This window comes from Bradyrhizobium sp. (genome assembly GCF_022844465.1).
GTDB lineage: Bacteria > Pseudomonadota > Alphaproteobacteria > Rhizobiales > Xanthobacteraceae > Bradyrhizobium.
Window position 1 is genome coordinate 810,914 of sequence record NZ_JALHLP010000001.1, and the last position, 17,393, is coordinate 828,306.

The 17,393-nt window shown below is 65.2% G+C and carries 15 protein-coding genes; 7 read left to right on the plus strand and 8 right to left on the minus strand.

Features of this window, described 5'->3' with window-relative positions; genetic code table 11:
• Positions 1-19: 19 nt before the first annotated feature.
• The 3 genes from Q0D31_RS03965 to Q0D31_RS03975 all read left to right on the plus strand — a co-directional run bounded on the left by Q0D31_RS03965 (position 20) and on the right by Q0D31_RS03975 (position 2,600).
• Complete coding sequence (locus Q0D31_RS03965) at positions 20-433, plus strand: Zn-ribbon domain-containing OB-fold protein (protein WP_291845485.1); 414 nt, start codon at positions 20-22, stop codon at positions 431-433.
• Between the two features lie 5 nt (positions 434-438).
• A complete protein-coding gene (locus Q0D31_RS03970; protein WP_291845491.1) occupies positions 439-1,578 on the plus strand; it encodes a thiolase in 1,140 nt (379 codons plus the stop codon).
• A gap of 107 nt (positions 1,579-1,685) precedes the next feature.
• Entirely contained in the window at positions 1,686-2,600 is a 915-nt protein-coding gene (locus tag Q0D31_RS03975; protein WP_291845500.1) for an SDR family oxidoreductase, read from the plus strand.
• 75 nt (positions 2,601-2,675) lie between these two features.
• On the opposite strand, the gene ppc is transcribed toward Q0D31_RS03975, so the two are convergent.
• The 3 genes from ppc to Q0D31_RS03990 form a co-directional block, all read right to left on the minus strand.
• Entirely contained in the window at positions 2,676-5,486 is a 2,811-nt protein-coding gene (gene ppc, locus Q0D31_RS03980) for a phosphoenolpyruvate carboxylase (RefSeq protein ID WP_291845510.1), read from the minus strand.
• 124 nt (positions 5,487-5,610) lie between these two features.
• Entirely contained in the window at positions 5,611-7,155 is a 1,545-nt protein-coding gene (locus Q0D31_RS03985) for an acyl-CoA synthetase (protein WP_291845517.1), read from the minus strand.
• Between the two features lie 128 nt (positions 7,156-7,283).
• Positions 7,284-8,099: a crotonase/enoyl-CoA hydratase family protein gene (locus Q0D31_RS03990; RefSeq protein WP_291845524.1), complete on the minus strand. Its 816-nt coding sequence runs from the start codon at positions 8,097-8,099 to the stop codon at positions 7,284-7,286.
• 102 nt (positions 8,100-8,201) lie between these two features.
• Here Q0D31_RS03990 and Q0D31_RS03995 point away from each other — a divergent pair, with 102 nt between their 5' ends.
• Entirely contained in the window at positions 8,202-9,074 is an 873-nt protein-coding gene (locus Q0D31_RS03995) for an SDR family oxidoreductase (protein WP_291845536.1), read from the plus strand.
• A gap of 39 nt (positions 9,075-9,113) precedes the next feature.
• Positions 9,114-10,694: a fatty acid--CoA ligase gene (locus tag Q0D31_RS04000; RefSeq protein WP_291845548.1), complete on the plus strand. Its 1,581-nt coding sequence runs from the start codon at positions 9,114-9,116 to the stop codon at positions 10,692-10,694.
• Between the two features lie 144 nt (positions 10,695-10,838).
• On the opposite strand, the gene Q0D31_RS04005 is transcribed toward Q0D31_RS04000, so the two are convergent.
• On the minus strand, positions 10,839-12,113 hold the full coding sequence (locus tag Q0D31_RS04005; protein ID WP_291845560.1) for an acyl-CoA dehydrogenase family protein: 1,275 nt from the start codon (positions 12,111-12,113) through the stop codon (positions 10,839-10,841).
• 224 nt (positions 12,114-12,337) lie between these two features.
• Here Q0D31_RS04005 and Q0D31_RS04010 point away from each other — a divergent pair, with 224 nt between their 5' ends.
• Positions 12,338-13,117: an enoyl-CoA hydratase-related protein gene (locus Q0D31_RS04010; protein WP_291845573.1), complete on the plus strand. Its 780-nt coding sequence runs from the start codon at positions 12,338-12,340 to the stop codon at positions 13,115-13,117.
• Between the two features lie 105 nt (positions 13,118-13,222).
• On the opposite strand, the gene Q0D31_RS04015 is transcribed toward Q0D31_RS04010, so the two are convergent.
• From Q0D31_RS04015 to Q0D31_RS04025, 3 genes are read right to left on the minus strand one after another with little or no spacing between them, the layout of a single operon-like run.
• A complete protein-coding gene (locus Q0D31_RS04015) occupies positions 13,223-13,597 on the minus strand; it encodes a DUF6285 domain-containing protein (protein ID WP_291845580.1) in 375 nt (124 codons plus the stop codon).
• Positions 13,597-14,583: a phosphotransferase family protein gene (locus tag Q0D31_RS04020; protein ID WP_291845583.1), complete on the minus strand. Its 987-nt coding sequence runs from the start codon at positions 14,581-14,583 to the stop codon at positions 13,597-13,599. The genes Q0D31_RS04015 and Q0D31_RS04020 overlap by 1 nt, the downstream gene beginning before the upstream one ends.
• Positions 14,580-15,371: an enoyl-CoA hydratase/isomerase gene (locus Q0D31_RS04025; RefSeq protein WP_291845585.1), complete on the minus strand. Its 792-nt coding sequence runs from the start codon at positions 15,369-15,371 to the stop codon at positions 14,580-14,582. The genes Q0D31_RS04020 and Q0D31_RS04025 overlap by 4 nt, the downstream gene beginning before the upstream one ends.
• A gap of 162 nt (positions 15,372-15,533) precedes the next feature.
• Between Q0D31_RS04025 and Q0D31_RS04030 the strand changes: the two genes are divergently transcribed.
• Positions 15,534-16,313: an SDR family oxidoreductase gene (locus Q0D31_RS04030; protein ID WP_291845588.1), complete on the plus strand. Its 780-nt coding sequence runs from the start codon at positions 15,534-15,536 to the stop codon at positions 16,311-16,313.
• Positions 16,314-16,454: 141 nt separating this feature from the next.
• On the opposite strand, the gene htpX is transcribed toward Q0D31_RS04030, so the two are convergent.
• Positions 16,455-17,393, minus strand: a complete 939-nt coding sequence (gene htpX / locus Q0D31_RS04035; protein WP_291845590.1) for a zinc metalloprotease HtpX — start codon at positions 17,391-17,393, stop codon at positions 16,455-16,457.

Here is a 17,393-nt window from a genome sequence, read left to right on the forward strand (position 1 = left end):
TCAGGGAGGAGTGGCCGAAATGGCGGAGCCCGCGCGCGCTAAACCAAAACCGACGCCGGAGACCCAGCATTTCTGGGACGGCACCAGGGGTGGGGAGCTGCGCCTGCAGCGCTGCGACGCCTGCGCCAACGTCTATTTCCCGCCGCGGCCGTTCTGCCCCTCCTGCGCCTCACGCAAGGTCTCGGTGTTCAAGGCGAGCGGCAAGGGCAAGCTCTACAGCTATGTCATCAACCACCGCCCGGCGGCCCCCGGTTTCACCCCGCCCTACGCCATCGCCATCGTTGAACTCGACGAGGGTCCGCGGATGATGAGCAACATCGTCGACTGCCCGCAGACGCCCGAGGCGCTCGAACTCGACATGAAGCTCGAGGTCGCGTTCGAGAAGCTCGACGATGCGATCACCCTCCCCCAGTTCCGTCCGGCGAAGGGCTAGGCACCATGCGCAAGAACGCAGTCGCCGTCGTCGGCGCAGCCGAGACCACTGAGCTCGGCGTCATTCCGAACGTGTCGCAGATCCAGCTCCACGCCGATGCGGCGCTCAACGCCATCGCCGACGCCGGACTGAAGCTGTCCGACATCGACGGCATCGCCACCGCGGTCGAGACCCCGCAGCAGATCGCCCATTACCTCGGCATCACGCCGACCTGGGTCGACGGCACCTCGGTCGGCGGCTGTTCGTTCATGCTGCATGTCCGCCACGCCGCGGCCGCGATCGAGGCCGGGCTGTGCAAGACCGTGCTGATCACGCATGCCGAAAGCGGCAAGTCGATGATCGGCAAGCAGCCGCGCTCGACGCCGCCTGACAGCCTGAACGGCCAGTTCGAGTCGCCGTTCGGCGTCTACGGCCCGCCCAGCATGTTTCCGATTCCCGTGCTGCGCTACATGAAGACCTACGGCATCACCCATGAGCAGATCGCCATGGTCGCCGTGGTGCAGCGGGAGTGGGCCGCGAAGAATCCGCGCGCCACCATGAAGACGCCGATCACGGTCGAGGACGTGCTGAATTCGCGGATGATCGCCTACCCGTTCCGCATCCTGCAATGCTGTCTCGTCACCGACGGCGGCGGCGCGCTGATCCTGACCTCGGCCGATCGCGCCAGAGACTTTCCAAGAAAGCCGGTTTACATCGCGGGCACCGGCGAGAGCGTGGAAACGCCGATGGTCAGCCAGATGGCGACCTTCAACTCCTCGCGCGCCTTCAAGGTTGCGGGGCCGGCCGCGTTCAGGGAAGCGGGCATCGCCCACAAGGACGTCGATCATCTGATGGTCTACGACGCTTTCGCGCATCTGCCGCTCTACGGCCTCGGCGATCTCGGCTTCATGCCGCATGAGGAGACCGGCAAGTTCATCGCCGACGGCCACACCCGCCCCGGCGGCAAGCTGCCGCTCAACACCAATGGCGGCGGCCTGAGCTACATGCATTCCGGCATGTACGGCATGTACGCGCTGCAGGAGAGCGTGCGGCAGATGCGCGGCATCGCGCCGGCGCAGGTCAAGGACGCCAAAATCTCGGTCTGCCACGGCGTCGGCGGCATGTTCGCTGCATCAGGCACGATCATCTTTACGAACGAGAAGTAATCACCTTTCGTCATTCCGGGGCGCGCGAAGCGCGAACCCGGAATCTCGAGATTCCGGGTCTGGTCCTTCGGACCATCCCGGAATGACCAAGACAACAGGAGAACCCCATGGCGAAATCATTGCAAGACAAGGTCATCGTCGTCACCGGCGCGGGCCGCGGCATCGGGCGCGAGATCGCGCTGCTCTGCGCGGCGGAAGGCGCCAAGGTCGTCGTCAACGATCCCGGCGTCGCCGCTGACGGCGCCGGTTCGAGCGCTGCTCCCGCCGAGGAAGTAGTCGAGGAGATCAAGAAGCGCGGCGGCACCGCGGTCCCCAACTTCGAGTCGGTGGCGGAAGCAATCCCCGCGAGCAAGATCGTGAAGACCGCGACTGATCATTTTGGCCGCCTCGACGGCGTGGTCAACAATGCCGGCATTCTGCGCGACATGATCTTCCACAAGATGAGCGTGGAGGCCTTCGAGGCCGTCATCAAGGTCCACCTGATGGGCTCGTTCTACGTTTCCCACGCCGCCGCAAGGCTGTTCCGCGAGCAGGAAAGCGGCTCGTTCGTGCACTTCACCTCGACTTCGGGCCTGATCGGCAATTTCGGCCAGGCCAACTACGCCGCTGCCAAGCTCGGCATCGTCGGCCTGTCGAAGTCGATCGCGCTGGACATGGGCCGCTTCAACGTGCGCTCCAACTGTGTTTCGCCGTTCGCCTGGACCCGGATGATCGGCACGATCCCGACCGAGACGGAGGCCGAGAAGGCGCGGGTCGAGAAGATCAAGCAGATGGGCCCGGAGAAGATCGCGCCGATGTGTGCCTTTCTGCTCAGCGACGCCGCCAAGGACGTCAGCGGGCAGATCTTCGGCGTGCGGATGAACGAGATCTTCCTGTTCAGCCAGAACCGACCGCTGCGCTCGGTGCAGCGCAGCGAAGGCTGGACGCCGCAGACCATCGCCGAGCACGCCATGCCAGCGCTGAAGGGATCGTTCTACAAGCTCGACCGCTCTGCGGACATTTTCCCGTGGGATCCGGTCTGAGGTCGCGAAGGGCGAGTGGCGAATAGCGAATGGTCCTTCCATTCGCCATTCGCCATTCGCTACTCACGTTCTTTGCTATCCGCTGTTCCTCAAGCCCGCTGAGATCCCATTGATGGTGATCTGGATGCCGCGCAGCACCGCCTCATCGGGGTTCTGCGCGCGGTGCTCCTTCAGCAATTCCACCTGCACGTGGTTGAGCGGGTCGAGATAGGGGAAGCGGTTGCGGATCGAGCGTTCCAGCAGCCGGTTGCCCTGCAGCAATCGCTCGTGCCCCATGATGTCAAGCAACGTCTCGATCGAGGCGTGCCATTCGCGCCGGATACGGCCAAAAATGCTTTCGCGCAGGGCGACGTCAGGCACCAGTTCGGCATAGCGCGAGGCAATCGCAATCGAGCTCTTGGCCAGCACCATGTCCATGTTCGACAGCAGCGTGCGGAAGAACGGCCACTCGCGATAGAGTTCGCGCAGGAACGGCATGCCCTTGTCCGGGTTGGCGGCGATCCAGGCTTCGACCGCGGAGCCGAAGCCGTACCAGCCCGGCAGCATCAGGCGGCATTGCGCCCAGCTGAACACCCAGGGAATGGCGCGCAGATCCTCGATCTCTCGGGTCTTCTTGCGTGAGGCCGGACGGCTTCCGATGTTCAGCGTGGCGATCTCGGTGATGACGGTGGAGGACCAGAAGTAGTCGGCGAAACCCTCGGTTTCATAGACCAGCCCGCGATAGGCCTTGAAGGCCAGCGCCGACAACTGTTCCATCGCCTCCAGATATTCGGCGCGCGGCGCGCTATGCCGGGGCTGCAGCAAGCTTGCCTCCAGCGTCGCCGCGGCGAGAATCTCAAGATTGCTGCGACCGACTTCGGCGTTGGAGTATTTGCTGGAGATGATCTCGCCCTGCTCGGTGATCCGGATCTGGCCGTCTACCGCGCCGCCGGGCTGGGCGATAATGGCGTCATAGCTCGGCCCGCCGCCACGGCCGACCGAGCCGCCGCGGCCGTGGAACAGCCGAAGCCGCACGCCATGTCGCTTGAATACCTCGACCAGTTCGATCTCGGCCTTGTAAAGCTCCCAGCCCGAGGTGACGAAACCGCCGTCCTTGTTGCTGTCGGAATAGCCCAGCATCACCTCCTGGACCGCGCCGCGGCTGTCGACCAGCTTGCGGTAGTCGTGCAACGACAGCATGCGATCCATGATGCTGCTCGACGCCTGCAGATCCTCGATGGTCTCGAACAGCGGCACGATATTGATCGCGCTGCGGCCCGAGGGATGGATGAGGCCGGCTTCCTTCAGCAGCAGCGCAACCTCGAGCATGTCGGACATGCCCTTGCACATGGAGATGATGCATTGGGGAATGGCGTTGCCGCCGAATTTGGCGTGGGCCTCGGCCGCCGTGTGGAACAAAGCGAGCTCGCCTTGCGTTTCCTCGCTGTACTTCACGAACGTCGACGTCAGCGGCCGCGCGTTGCCCAGTTCCTTTGCGAGCAGCGCAACGCGGGCCTCTTCGCTCAGCGACAGATAGGACATCCCGGGCATCGCCGCGTCGATCAACTCCGCGACGGTGCGTTCATGCACGGCGGAGTTTTGCCGGATATCCAGCCGTGCGAGGTAGAAGCCGAAGCAATCCACGGCGCGGCGCAACAGCCGCAGCCGCCCGCGCGCGATCACGCCCGAATTGTTCGCGATCAGCGAGCGATAGAGAATGTCCAGATCAGCCTTGAACTCCGCGACATCGGCATAAGGAGCGGCTTCGCCGACCGGCCGCCGGGTGATTCCGACATCCAGCCTCAGCGCGGTCGCGGTGAGCCGGGCATAGATGCCGGATACCGCGAGTCGGTACGGCTCGCCGCTTCGATGCGGCGACTTGTCCGGCGAGCGCTCGGCGAGCGCGCGCAAATCCTTCGAGACATCGGCAAGATGCGCGGCGAGCGACAGTTCGGAACCGAGCACGTGCAGCTCCTCGAGATAGAAGCGCAGCACCCGGCTCGACTGCAGCCCGAGCGTGCCGCGCATCACGTCCGCCGTGACGAACGGGTTGCCGTCGCGGTCGCCGCCGATCCAGCTTCCCATCCGCAGGAACGACGCCAGTTCGCCCCCTGCCGCGCCCTCGCCCTCGTTCAGCTCGTCCTCCAGCGCGCAATGCAGCCGCGGCACCTCGCGCAGGAAGGTGTAATCGTAGAATGACAGGCCGTTGGCGACCTCATCGAGCACGGTCAGCTTGGTCCGGCGCAGCAGGTTGGTCTGCCACAGCGTCAGCACGGCGCGGCGCAGCTGCTCGTCGCTGGCCGCGTTTTCCTCCGGCGTCAGCTGCACCCGCTCGCGTCGGTCCAGCAACGCCGCGATCTCCATCTCGCGGTCGATCGTGCTCTTGCGGCGCACTTCGGTGGGATGCGCGGTCAGGACCGGGCTGACCAGGGCTCCCGCGAAGAATTTCCGCAGATCGGCCGCGCTGAAGCCCGCCCCGCGCGCATGCGCCAGCGTCAAGGGCAGCGTGCCCGGACGCGGCGTGCCGCCGGCCGTCGCGCGCGCCCGCATCTGCCGGATGTTGTTCTGGTCCTCGGCGATATTGGCGAGATGCGAGAAATAGCTGAAGGCGCGGACGATCCGCACGGTCTGGCTGGTCGACATGCTGTCGAGGATCAGTTCCAGCTCCCGCCGCGCCTGGCTGTCCTCGTCGCGATGGAACCTGATCGAGGTCTGCCTGATGCGCTCCACCAGGTCGAACACCTCGGCGCCCTCCTGGTCGCGCACGGTGTCGCCGAGGATGCGACCGAGCAGCCGGATGTCGGTCCGCAGCCGCGCGTCTTCCTCCAGCGCCAGCGCCTCCTCGCTGCGATGGGACCGATCCTCGGGTCCGGATGGCAATATGGAGGGCACGATCTGGGAAGACATGGCTTGGCTACCTCAGAAATGGCCCCGGCGGTTCCGAGTGTGCAACTTTCTTGCCGCAGTGCAAGGTAAAGATGTGAGACACCGTTCTCGCCGCCACTGCAGGCGTTGCGGCGACCGCAGCCCGCTAAATCCTCCGCCCCGCCCGCTCCCAATAGGGATCGCGCAGACGGCGCTTGAAGATCTTGCCGGAATCCTCCCGGGGCAGGTTGGCCTGGATTTCGATCTGCCGGGGCACCTTGTAGTCGGCCAGCGACACCCTGAGCTGCGCGCGGATGGCGGCGAGGTCGAGGACGACGCCCGGCTGCGGCTCCACGACCGCCATCAGCGCCTCGCCGAACTCCGGATCGGGAATGCCGAACACCGCGCAATCATGCACGCCCGGTATCGCGTGCAGCGCCGCCTCGATCTCCGCGGGGTAGATGTTGACGCCGCCTGAAATCACCATGTCGCGCTTGCGGTCGCAGATGAAGACATAGCCGTCGGCGTCGATGTAGCCGACGTCGCCCGAGGTGATGAACCCCTCCCGCTCGATCTCGGCCCGCTTTTCCGGCTTGTTGTGATAGGTGAAATCGGGATTGCCGGCGATCCGCGAATAGATCTCGCCGATCTCACCCTGCGACAGTTCCGTTCCGTCGTCGCCGATGAAACGCAGCTCCGCGCCCGGGGCGATCCTGCCGACGGTGCCGGGTTTCTTCAGCGCGTCCTCGGAATTGGCGAAGGTGACCGCGCCGGACTCGGTGGAGCCGTAGAACTCATAGATCACCGGCCCCCACCATTCGATCATCGCGCGCTTGACGTCAGCCGGACATGGCGCGGCGGCATGGATGACATGGCGCAGCGACGACATGTCGTACTTGCTGCGGACCTGCGCCGGCAGCTTCATCAGGCGGATGAACATGGTCGGCACCATGAAGATGGTGTCGATCTTTTCGGTCTCGACCACCCGCAGAAATTCCTCCGGCTCGAAGCGGGGCATGATCACCAGCGCGCCGCCGAGACGGCCGGCGCGCAGGCCGAACGAATTCGGCGCGGAATGGTAGAGCGGCCCGGGCAGCAGCGCCCGGGCGCCCGGCTTGAGGCCGTAGATCATCCCGCGCATCCGTTCGGCGTTGGCGATTTGCTCCGGCGTCGGCGCGGCGCGGCGCACGCCCTTGGGATGACCCGTGGTGCCCGAGGTGTAGATCATGTTCTGCGGTTGCGGCACCACCGGCCCGTCATAGCGCGCATTTTGCTTGAGCCAGGATTCGAAATCGATGGCGAAGCCGGGCACCGCGAGATGATCGGGGTCGATCTTGTAGTGCCCAAGTATTTCCGGCGGCGTCGGCACGCCGAGCGCGGTGACGCCTGATGGTATCGCCTCGCGCAGCTGATGCAGGAGGTCGGCATGCGCGATCAGGACCGACGTGCCGGAGTCCTTCAGGACGTAGTTGATTTCCTCCGGCTTGAAATGCCAGTTCACCGGCACGCCATAGGCGCCGAGCCGCATCGCGGCGTAGGCCGCCTCGATGAAGGCGATGTCGTTGCGCATCAACATGCAGACGCTGTCGCCCTGCCGGACGCCGAGCTTGTGCAGTCCGTCGGCGATGCGTTCGGAGCGATCGGCGACCTCTTCATGGCTGCGCCTGCGACCGCCGCTGATGATGCCGTTGAACAGGGATGAGGTCGACATTGTCTCTTTCCGATCTGTGGTCGGGTTCAGGAGCTTCCCGTCATTCCGGGATGGTCCGAAGGACCAGGCCCGGAATCTCGAGATTCCGGGTTCGATGCTGCGCATCGCCCCGGAATGACGGAGGATATCTATCCCGCGTCCGCGAACCTTGGCGCGCGCTTTTCCATGTTGGCGCGAACGGCTTCGATCTGGTTGGGACTGCCGAGCAACTTCTGCTGCTCGACGGATTCGGCAAGCAGCGCCGGACCGGGATCGACGGACAAGTTATTGAGCATGCGCTTGGCGGCGCGGATCGCATCCGGGCTCTTGCCGGCGATCTCGCGTGCGACCTCCAGCGCTGCCGCGCGCGGATCGTCGCAGATCCGCGTTGCCAGACCATAGCCCATGGCTTCCTGCGCCGAGAAGACGCGGCCGGTGTAGGTGAGTTCGCGCAGGATATCGTCGCGAACGAGGCTGGCAAGAATCGGCGTGCCGGCCATGTCGGGAACCAGCCCCCACTTGATCTCCATGATCGACATCCGCGCATCCGGCGCGAGGAAGCGCATGTCGGCGCCGAGCGCGAGCTGGAAACCGCCGCCGAAGGCCACGCCCTGGATCGCGGCGATGACAGGCACCGGGAGCTGCCGCCAGCCCCACACCGCCTGCTGGGGGAAATTGGCCAGGCCATGGGTGCGCGCCGACAGGTCGCGCTTCTCGCCGCCGGCAACCCCGTTGCCGCCGCTTTCCTTCATCGCGGCGAAGCGCCCCATATCGAGGCCGGCGCAGAATGCCCGCCCCTCGCCGGACAATACTACCGCCCTCACCCCCTTCTCATGGGCAAGCCGCTCGGTCGCGGCCACCAACGCGTCAAACATCGCGGCATCGAGTGCGTTCATCTTGTCGGCCCGCACCAGCCGGACATCGGCGACGCCGCCCGAAATCGATATCGCGACGCGTTGCTCCATGAGAGGTTCCTCCACCCTTTATTGCTTGCCGCTTTACAGCACGGCGTTGCCGAGATTTAGTCAGTCGAACCAGTTAACAGACAAATCCCCCGGGTGGAAACCATGTTCAACGATCAGCTTCTTGCCGGACGACGCATCCTCGTGACCGGTGGCGGCACCGGCCTCGGCAAGTCCATGGCCGCGCGATTTCTCCAGCTTGGCGCCGAGGTCCATATCTGCGGTCGCCGCAAGGGCGTCTGCGACGAAACCGCGACCGAATTGATGGACCTTCACGGCGGGCGCGTGGTCAGCCACGGCGTCGACATCCGCAACGCGATGGCCGTCGACGAGATGGTCGAGGCGATCTGGAGCGACGGCCCCCTCACCGATCTCATCAACAACGCGGCCGGCAACTTCATCTCGCGGTCGGAGGAGCTCTCGCCCCGCGGATTCGATGCCGTCGCCAATATCGTGATGCACGGCACGTTCTACGTGACGCACGCGGTGGGCCGGCGCTGGATCGCCGCCAGGCAACCCGGCAACGTGGTGTCGATCACGGTGACCTGGGTTCGCAACGGCTCGCCCTATGTGGTGCCGTCGGCGATGAGCAAGTCCGCGATCCACGCCATGACCATGTCGCTCGCGGTCGAATGGGGCAAGTACGGCATTCGGCTCAACACCATCGCACCGGGCGAAATCCCGACCGAAGGCATGAGCAAGCGCATCAAGCCGGGCGACGAGGCCGGCGCGCGCACCAAGGCGCAGAACCCGATGGGCCGGGTCGGCACCATGGAGGAGCTGCAGAACCTCGCGGTGTTCCTGATCTCCGGCGGCTGCGACTGGATCAACGGCGAGACCATCGCCATGGACGGCGCGCAGGCGCTGGCCATGGGCGGCAACTTCTATCAGCTGCGCGACTGGAGCGACGCCGACTGGAACAAGGCGCGCGATTCGATCAAGGCGCAGAACGAAAAGGACCGCGCCGCGCGGGGGTGATGCTGCCGGATAGAAGATAGACAACAGAACGGGAGAGACATGTCCGCTTTGCAACCACCGGCCAACCTTGCCGACATGGTGCGCGACCGCGCCAGAACCCTGGGCGGCGCAACGGCCTATGAATTCGAAGGGCGCCGGACCAGCTTCGCCGAGTTCGACGTCAAGACCAACCGGGTTGCCAACGCGCTGATTGCGCTCGACGTCAAGCCGGGCCAGCGCATCGCCTATCTCGGCAAGAACAGCGACATCTATTTCGAACTGCTGATGGGTGCGATGAAGGCCAATGTGGTGATGGCGCCGGTCAACTGGCGTCTCGCCGGCCCCGAAGTGGCCTTCATCGTCGCCGACTGCAGGGCGCCAGTGCTGTTCGTTGGCCCCGAATTCATCGCCCAGGTCCGCAATCTAAAGCCGCAGCTGCCTGAACTGCGCACCGTCATCACGACCGAAGGCGGCGCGCCGGAATGTCAGGATTTTGCGGCCTGGCGCGACGCCCAGAGCGGCGACGATCCAAGGGTTCCGATCAACCCCAAGGACATTGCGATCCAACTTTATACGTCGGGCACCACGGGCAAGCCCAAGGGCGCGATGCTGTCGCACGCCAACTTCCTCAACCTGGTGCAGACCGGCAACGAGGCCGAGAAGCCCGACTGGAACAAATGGTCGACCGACGACGTCTCGCTGGTGGCGATGCCGATCTTTCACATCGGCGGCTCCGGCTGGGGCGTGATGGGGCTCTACCACGGCGCCAAGGGCGTGATCGCGCGCGAGTTCGATCCGACCAGGGTGCTGGACTTCTTCGAGCAGTCCGGCATCACCAAGCTGTTCATGGTGCCGGCCGCGATGCAGTTCGTGGTGCGGCAGCCCCGCGCGCGGCAGGTGGATTTCTCGCGGCTGAAATACATGCTCTATGGCGCTTCGCCGATTCCCGCAGCCCTGCTCAAGGAGTGCATCGAGGTATTCAAATGCGGCTTCGTGCAGATGTACGGCATGACCGAGACCACCGGCACCATCGTCGCGCTTCCGCCCGAGGACCATGTCGAGGGGCTTGAGCGCATGCGCTCCGCCGGCAAGGCGCTGCCCGGCATTGAGCTCGCGATCCTCGACCCCGACGGCAAGCCATTGCCGCCGCGCCAGGTCGGCGAGATCGCCACCCGCTCCGGCTCCAACATGGCCGGTTACTGGAACCTGCCGGAGGCGACCGCGAGGACGCTCGGCAGCGACGGCTGGCTGCGTACCGGCGACGCCGGCTACATGGATGAGGACGGCTACCTTTATATCCACGACCGCATCAAGGACATGATCATCTCCGGCGGCGAGAACATCTACCCCGCCGAGGTCGAAAGCGCGCTGTGCGATCACCCCGATGTCGCCGAGGCCGCGGTGATCGGCATCCCCGACGACAAATGGGGCGAGGCGGTCAAGGCCATCGTGGTGATGAAGCCGGGCAAGCAGGCGAGCGCCGCCGACATCATCAGCTTCACCCGCGAGCGCATCGCCGGCTTCAAGACGCCGAAATCGGTGGACTTCCTGGAGGCGCTGCCGCGCAATCCCTCCGGCAAGATCCTGCGGCGGAACTTGCGGGATCCTTATTGGGTGGGCAAGGACCGCCAGGTGAATTGATTATCCTCCGTTGTCGTCACCCGCGAAGGCGGGTGACCCAGTATCCCAGAGACAGCGGTGATTGAACCGACGGGCCGCGGCGTACTGGATCCCCCGCCTTCGCGGGGGACGACGAATGCGTGGCTGGCAGCGCCGCCCAGACCCTTAATGCTTGCCCGCCCCCATATAGCCGAACAGGAATCCCGCCACTTTCCGCTTCTGGATTTCCTCGCTGCCTTCGGTGATGCGGTAGCGGCGGTGGTGGCGGTAGATGTGCTCGAACGGCTTGTGGCGCGAATAGCCCATGCCGCCATGCACCTGCATCGCGCGGTCGGCGGCCTCGCAGCACAGCCGGTTAGCCCAGAAATTGCACATCGACACCCGGTCGGAAAGCGTATGCTCGACCTGCGCCTGGGTGAGCTGGTCCATCTCCCATGCGGTCTTGCGGATCAACAGCCGGAGCATCTCTGCCTGCGTCGCCAGTTCCACCAGCGGCCACTGGATTGCCTGGTTCTCGGCCAGCGCCTTGCCGAACGGCTTCCGCTGGCGGGCATATTTGACGCTTTCATTGATGCAGTAGACGGCCGCGCCAAGCGAACTCGCCGCCTGCCGGATCCGGTTCTCATGCACGAAGCACTGCGCCAGCGACAGGCCGCGATCGACCTCGCCGAACAGCGCGTCGTCAGGCACGAAGACGTCGGTGAAGCTGACGCGCGGATGATCCGTCGGCATGTTGAAGGTCCACATATACTCCTCGACCTTCACGCCTTCGCTCTTGGCCGGCACCAGCAGGCAGGTGATGCCGCGGGCGTCGCCGTCATTGCCTGATGTCCGCGCAAACAGCGCGCAATGGGTGGCGACGTGCATGCCCGTGGTCCACATCTTCTCGCCGTTGATGAGCCAGCCCTTGACGTTGTCGCGCGTCGCCGGCACCGCCCTGGTTTCCATGTGGGTGGCGTCGGAACCGTGGTTGGGCTCGGTGAGGCCGAAGGTGATGCGGTACTTGCCGGTGATCGAGCCGTCGATCATCGCCTTCTGCGCTTCGGTGCCGTAGCGGTCGAGCATGGTCACGATGGGCAGATTGCCGACGATCGAATGTTCGTTCTGCAGGTCGTTGTGCAGGCCGAGGCCCTGTGAGGCGAAGTGCTCGCGGATCACCGCCATCCAGAGATTGGAGCCGTCCTTGCCGCCATAGCGCTTCGGGATAGCAAAGCGCAGATGGCCGGCGGCGTCGGCGAGGTTCTTGGCCTTGCGCACCAGCGCTTCCCATTCGTGCCGCGGCAATCCGCCGTTCTCGAAATCGGTGCGCGCCCATTCGCGGCGATGGTCGAAGAAGCGGATATTGTCGTCGGCCTGCTCCAGCGGCTTGATCTCGCGGGCGATGAAGCGGTCGAGTTCACCGAGATAGGCAGTGAGGTCGGCAGGCAGGTTGAAGTCCAAGGCGGTATCTCCCGGAAATGTCGTTTGTTTTGAATTGCGTTTAGGCGCTACACAGCGCTCCTGCTCGGATCAATTTAGGTGAGAAGACGACGCCCAAGTCAAGCAACGGAATCGACCTTGGCGCGCGCGGGGGCCTTGCGTAATTGGATGGTATCGGACGCCGCTCCGGCGCTATGATCGCCGCCAATATCCTTCGCCACAGAAAATCGGAAACGGGAGCCAACATGGACCTCAAATTCTCCAAGGTGACGCGCAAGGGGCCGATCACCATCATCACGCTGTCGCGGCCGGAAGTGTACAACGCGCTGCACACCGACGCGCATTTCGAGCTCGACAAGGTGTTCGACGACTTCGCCGCCGACCCAGAACAGTGGGTCGCGATCGTCACCGGCGCCGGCGACAAGGCGTTCTGCGCCGGCAACGATCTGAAATGGCAGGCCGCCGGCGGCAAGCGCGGCTGGGACAAGGGCGGATTTGCCGGCCTGACCTCGCGGTTCGACTGCGACAAGCCGATCATCGCCGCCGTCAACGGCGTGGCGATGGGCGGCGGTTTCGAGATCGCGCTGGCCTGCGACCTCATCATCGCCGCCGAGAATGCCACCTTCGCGCTGCCCGAGCCGCGCGTCGGCCTCGCCGCATTGGCCGGCGGCGTGCACCGGCTGCCGCGGCAGATCGGGTTGAAGCGCGCCATGGGCATGATCCTCACCGCCCGCCACGTCTCGGCCAAGGAAGGCCTCGAACTCGGCTTCGTCAACGAGGTCGTGCCGGCAGGCGAAGCGCTCACCGCCGCCGAGCGCTGGGCAGAGACGATCTGCAAGAATTCGCCGATGTCGATCCGCGCCTCCAAGCAGGCGATCCAGCGCGGCCTGTCGGTATCGCTGGAACAGGCGATCGCCGAGCAACGCGACTACCCGGCGGTGAAGGCGATGGCGGCCTCGCAGGATTATATCGAGGGACCAAAGGCGTTTGCGGAGAAGCGCCCGCCGAAATGGCTGGGGAAGTGATACACCTTCCGCCGTCATTCCGGGATGATGCGCCAGCATCAGACCCGGAATCTCGAGATTCCGGGTTCTCGCTTACGCTCGCCCCGGAATGACGGGGAGAGTCATCTACTTCGTTCCCAACTCCCGCTTGTAGGACCCGTAGTTCGGCTGATCGACGGCGAGCTTGTCCATCGTGGTCTGCCAGAGATGCTCGGCCAGTCCCGGCGTCTGCAGGTCAAGCTCGCCGCTGGCGATTTTTTCCGACAGTGCGCGGTTTAACTCCAGCAGCGAGCCGTCCACACCGAGCAGCCGCTTCAGCCGCGCGGCCTCAGACGCATCGCCGCCCTGCTCCAGCGCCAGTTGGCGGGAGACGAGGTCGAGCGCATTGATGCCGACGCGGAGCTTGAAGGCGTTGTGGCCCTTGATGGCGGGCGCGATCTCGTTGCGGAGGAAATCCGCGACCACCTTGACCAGCTCTTCGGGAGTCGGTTCGTCCTGCATTATTTTTCCCTCGGAGCCAGCAGCCTGAGCAGATCGATCTCGGTCTCCGACGAGCGGCGGCCGATCATGGCGCGTTCCAGCGAGTGATCAGGCCCCTGCCGGAACCGCTGCATCATGCCGCAACACATCACGCCCCAGCGCAGTGTGCCCATCACTTCCCAGAACTTGACGCGGTCGGGGTCGACCTTGCGACCGGCTTGCTCGTAGCCGGCGAACAATTCCTCCCGTGACCCGAAACCCCCGACCGGCTTGTCGATCTCGCCGAAGCGCCAGGAGTTGACGCAGAGCCAGCCCAGATCCTCCATCGGGTCGCCGAAATGCGCCAGCTCCCAATCCAGCACCGCGCGCACGCCGTCGGGCCCGATGACGAGGTTGCCGTGGCGGAAGTCGCCATGCACCAGCGTCAACTCGCGCGATGGCCCGGGATCGTGCGCGCGCAGCCAGCGCAGCGCCAGTTCGAACACCGGGCGCGGCCGGCCGAAGCCATGGTACTCGCGTTCGAGGTCGGCGATTTCCTTTGTCGAGTTCATCTCGCGCAGTTTCGGCAGCCGCAAGGCCGGCAGGCTGTGGATGCCCGCGGCCACCTGGCCCAACTGCCGCGCCAGCATCGGTCGCGCTTTGGCGAACTGCTCGTCGCGCAGAATCTTGCGCGCGATGGTCTCGCCCTCGATCCGCTGCATGATGAAGCCGGCGCCGAGTCCGTCCTCAGGCTGCAGCACATGCAGCACCCGCGGCGACGGCAGGCCGGCGTCGTGCGCAAGCTGCATCAGCACCGCTTCGGCATCGAGCCCGCAGGCCCGTCCCGGCGAAGCGCCATAGCCCGGCGGCGCGCGGCGCAGGATGGCGCCGGTGACGCCGCCGGCGTGAATGATGTCGAAGGTCCAGGTTTCCTGGCTGGCGCCGCCGGAAAGCCTGGCGGCGCCCGTGACGCCGCTCGCCCCCTTATACCAGGAAGCGACGCAGCGTCCGAGTTGTTCCTCGATCATTTGCCCCTGAACTTGGCGGGACGCTTCTCAAGGAAGGCGGTGACGCCTTCCTTGAAATCCTCCGCCGCGCCGGCGACGCGCTGCGACTCGAATTCGAGATTGAGCTGCTCCTCGAAGGAGTTTTCCGGACTGTCCCAATAGAGCTTGCGGATCAGCGACAGCGCGACGGTCGGGCCATTGGCAAGCTCGTGCGCGAGCTTCATCGCCTCTTCCATCAACACGGCATCGTCATGGACGCGGTTGACGAGACCCCATTCGAGCGCCTTTTCCGCCGGCAGCCGCTCGCCCATCAGCGATAATTCGACCGAGCGCGCCTTGCCGATCAGACGCGGCAATAGCCACGTCGAGCCGCAATCCGGCACCAGGCCGATACGGCGGAACGCCTGCAGGAAATACGACGAGCGCGCGCACAGGATCATGTCGCCCATCAGCGCGAAACTCATCCCGGCGCCGGCGGCCGGACCGTTGACCGCCGACACGATCGGGCAATGCAGGTTGCGCAGCCGGCGCAGGAACGGATGAAACCCTGTCTCCAGCGAGGCGCCGGCGTTGCTCTTGCCGGGCTTCTGGTTGTTGCGGCCCTGCAGATTGGCGCCGGTGCAGAATGCGCGCCCGGCGCCGGTCAGCACCAGGCAGCGCACCTCCGCCCGCTTCTCCTCGATCGCATCGAGCGCGTCGGCAAGGCCCCCCAGCATGTCCATCGAAACCGCGTTCATGACCTCCTGGTGGTCGAGCCGGAGAATGGCGACCGAGCCGTCGAAATCGAGCGTGACGTGCTTGAACTGCATGGTTTCCTCGTGAGTTGCGTTTACGCGCTATTCGATCGGCCGGCACGCCGGATCCGACCTTTGCGCCCATATTTGATTTTCCGGGCACGCTTGTCCATGGTTGCAGCAGAGCATCTGCCCACCCTTGAACGCACGACTTGGCGCCCAACGAACGGAAACCCCATGAGCATCTTCGACCTCACCGGCCGCACCGCCGTCATCACCGGCGGCAATGGCGGCATCGGCCTCGGCATCGCCCAGGCGCTGAACGCCCAGGGCTGCAACGTCTCGATCTGGGGCCGCAACGCCGAGAAGAACAAGCGCGCGGCGGCATCCATGGCGGCCGGCCCCGGCAAGGTCCACAGCCTGATCTGCGACGTCGCCGATCCGGCTTCGGTCAAGGCGGCGATGAAGGCCACGCTCGATACTTTCGGCCGGGTCGATGGCTGCTTTGCCAACGCCGGCATCGGCGGCGGTGGACGGCGCGCCTTCATCGACCGCACCGAGGAGGAATGGCGGAAAATGTTCGCCACCAATCTCGACGGCGTCTTCCACGTGTTCCAGGCCGCCGCCCGCCACATGACCGAGCGCGCCGAGGCCGGCGACAGATTCGGCCGGCTGGTCGCGACCTCGAGCCTCGCCTCGCTGTTCGGCACCGCGCGCAACGAGCATTATGCCGGCACCAAGGCCGCGTTGAACGCGCTGTGCCGGGCGCTCGCGGTCGAACTGGCGCGCTACGGCGTGACCGCGAACGCGATCCTGCCCGGCTGGATCAAGAGCGACATGACCGCCGGCATCATGGGCAACGAGAAATTCGTCGCCAACGTGATGCCGCGGATTCCGGTGCGCCGTTTCGGCGAGCCCGCGGATTTCGGCGGCATCGCGGTGTACATCATGAGCCAGGCGTCGTCCTACCATACGGCGGATTGCTTCGTGATCGACGGCGGCTACACGGCGTTCTGAGCTTGGAAATTGGCGGAAATGGGCGACGGTATCGTCGCAACGCAACCGTCATTGCGAGCGCAGCGAAGCAATCCATGCTTACTTCCTTTGTGGCACGGTGGTATTGCTTCGCTCCGCTCGCAATGACGACGGAATGACAACTCATCCCCACGGCCCGCGCGGGGCCGAGGGCCGGCCCCACGGGGTGCGGCGCGGATAGTTGCCGCGCGCGCCGGCGGAAGGCATGCCACCGGCGCCAATCTCCGCCGCGAGTTGTTGCAGGGCGGCGATCCGGTTCTCGGTCGAGGGATGGGTCGTGAACAGATTGTCGTAGCCCTGCCCCGACAGCGGGTTGATGATGAACATGTGAGCCGTCGCCGGATTGCGCTCGGCTTCCGGGTTCGGCACCTGATGCGCCGCGTTGGCGATCTTGGCCAATGCTGAGGCAAGGTACATCGGCTGGCCGACGATGCGCGCGCCGAGATTGTCGGCGGCGTATTCGCGGGTGCGGCTGATCGCCATCTGCACCAGCATGGCGCCAAGCGGGGCCAGCACCATCAGCGCGATCGAGCCGATGATTCCGGGGCCGCTGTTGTTGTCGCGGTTGCCGCCAAAGAACATGCCGAACTGCGCCAGCATCGAGATCGCGCCGGCAATGGTCGCGGTGATCGTCATCAAGAGCGTATCGTGGTTCTTGATGTGCGCAAGTTCGTGCGCAATCACGCCGGCCAGCTCCTCGCGGCTGAGCGAATGCATCAGCCCCGTGGTGACGGCGACCGCCGCGTTTTCAGGGTTGCGGCCGGTGGCGAACGCGTTGGGCTGCGCCTCGTCCATCAAGAACACGCGCGGCATCGGCAGGCCGGCGCGGCCGGCAAGCTCGGCCACGAGACGGACGAGGTCAGGCGCACTGTTCTGATCGACCTCATGGGCGCCGTACATCGACAGCACCATGCGGTCCGAATTCCAGTAGGCGAACAGGTTGGTCGCGGCGGCGATCACGAGCGCGATCATGGCGCCGGTGGCGCCGCCGATCAGATAGCCGACGCCCATAAACAGGCCGGTCAGACCGGCCAAAAGCATGGCAGTCTTGAAATAGCTCAT